This window comes from Clostridium punense (genome assembly GCF_017874425.1).
In the GTDB taxonomy this organism is placed as follows: Bacteria; Bacillota; Clostridia; order Clostridiales; family Clostridiaceae; genus Clostridium_J; species Clostridium_J punense.
The window spans coordinates 1-1,984 of sequence record NZ_JAGGLL010000086.1 but is presented as its reverse complement, the minus strand read 5'-3'; the positions used below and the strand labels follow the sequence as shown (position 1 = coordinate 1,984).

3 protein-coding genes are annotated in these 1,984 nt (G+C 29.7%); all 3 read left to right on the top strand.

Translation table 11 applies throughout. The features are described 5' to 3' along the window. Positions 1–142: 142 nt before the first annotated feature. The 3 genes from J2Z44_RS21325 to J2Z44_RS21315 are packed head-to-tail and all read left to right on the top strand — an operon-like array spanning position 143 to position 1,915. Positions 143–793 carry an HAD-IA family hydrolase gene (locus J2Z44_RS21325; RefSeq protein WP_021283041.1) on the top strand — a complete coding sequence of 217 codons (651 nt, stop codon included), beginning with the start codon at positions 143–145 and terminating at the stop codon, positions 791–793. 10 nt (positions 794–803) lie between these two features. Continuing rightward, positions 804–1,391 carry a GNAT family N-acetyltransferase gene (locus J2Z44_RS21320; RefSeq protein ID WP_021283042.1) on the top strand — a complete coding sequence of 196 codons (588 nt, stop codon included), beginning with the start codon at positions 804–806 and terminating at the stop codon, positions 1,389–1,391. Positions 1,392–1,420: 29 nt separating this feature from the next. Continuing rightward, positions 1,421–1,915 carry a hypothetical protein gene (locus J2Z44_RS21315; RefSeq protein ID WP_021283043.1) on the top strand — a complete coding sequence of 165 codons (495 nt, stop codon included), beginning with the start codon at positions 1,421–1,423 and terminating at the stop codon, positions 1,913–1,915. The last annotated feature ends 69 nt before the right edge of the window (positions 1,916–1,984 follow it).

The window sequence follows — 1,984 nt, the reverse complement described above, 5'->3', positions numbered from 1 at the left end:
TATTCATCTTAAACTACTTGTTTATAAATAATAAAATTCTATGAAAATAGAAGTAAATAAAAGATAAATTAAAATTATTGAGGTAGGGGGATAAAGATTGAAGATAAAATTATTAAAGAATTAAAGGGCGGGGGGGACTATTTTGATTAAAAGCATTATTTGGGATTTTGATGGCACATTATTTGATACATATCCTGCAATGGTTCAGGCTTTTAAAAAAGGCCTAAAGGATAGTGGAGTAGAAGCAGAGGAAGATGAAATACTTAAGTATATGAAGATTTCTGTAACAGAAGCTATTAACCACTTTAAAGAAAAATATAAGCTAAATGATGACTTTGCCCAGAGGTATGTTCATTATGAACACAATCTTCAGCCTAGTGACATTATGCCATTCTCATATGCTAAAGAAATATGTTATGAGTTTCAGAAAAGTGGTAGGAAAAATTTTTTGTTAACCCATAGAGGAGACACAACCTTTAACTATCTAAAATATCACGGAATGAGTGAATATTTTGAGGAAGTAGTTACAAGAAAGAATTGTTTTAAAAGAAAACCAGATCCAGAAGGATTTATTTATCTCATTGATAAGTATAATTTAAACTGTGAAGAGGTATTAGTAGTTGGAGATAGGGAATGCGATATATTAGGTGGGAAAAACTCTAAGGCTAAAACCTGCTTGTTCAATACCAATAGTATAGAATTTAACTTTCATACGGACTTTAAAATAAGTTCTTTATTTGATTTAGCTAATATTCTTGGATTAGATAACTTATTAAAAGAGAAAAATGGGTAGGTGGAAATAAATGATTTTAGACTATATAGAAACTAGTAGATTAATAATAAGAGAAGTTAATGAAGCAGACTTTAAATCAATTCACACCTATGCTTCAAAGGCAGAAGTAACAAAGTATTTACCTTTCGGACCAAACAATGAAGTAGACACTAAATCTTTTATAGAAAAGGTTATGAATTATAAGAATCAAAACCCAAGATGTGATTATGAATTTGCTGTAGTGTTAAAGGAAAATAATACACTAATAGGTGGCTGTGGAATTCATATTACAAGTATTAATAACAAAGAAGGGTTTATTGGATATTGTTTTGATGATGAGTTTTGGGGTAAGGGTTATGGCAGTGAAGCAGCTAATGCAGTGATTAATTTTGGATTTGACAAACTAAAGGTTCACAGAATTTATGGGACATGCCATCCGGAGAATATAGGGTCAGGTAAAGTTATGGAAAAAGTAGGAATGATTAAAGAGGGTCGATTAAGAGAGCATAAGTTACAAAAGGGAAAATGGAGAGATTCCTTCTTATATTCAATTCTTGATCATGAATATAAGGCTAATCCTATAGACTATTGTTTAATAACAAAATTGGAAGAAGAATAAATATATATATAATAAGTGGAGTGGGGAAAATGAAGTTTTTTTGGGAACTTATACCTAGAAGTTTGATAAAGAATAAAAAGAGAACTATATTTATATCCATTAGCATAATGCTTGCATCCATGCTAATAACAAGTTTAAATTTGACATTATCAAATTACAAAGCTCAAAAAATTGAAAATGCTAAAAATCAGGGTGGGGGACATTACTATGCTTCTTGTTTTGAAGCAGGAAATCCCAAAAGTATAGAAACACTAAAAAAAGAACCTTCTATAGATAAATTTGGCACAAGCATAATCATGGGATATGCTGAAATAGCTGATGATTTTAAAATTGAATTAAGTGGTTATGATAGTGTGGATACAGAACTTTTAGATTTTAAGCTGGAAGAAGGAAGATATCCTAAAGAAGATTCAGAAATAGCTTTAGAAAAATGGACTTTAGATAAATATGAAGTGAAGCCAAAAATCGGAGATAAAATAAAACTTAGTTATATATTTAATTACACCACTTTACAACAAAATTAACTTACTTCATCTAAGTGAATTAAGGAATTAATTACCTCTAAAGCCCTATCATTAATTTTGCGCTTTTGT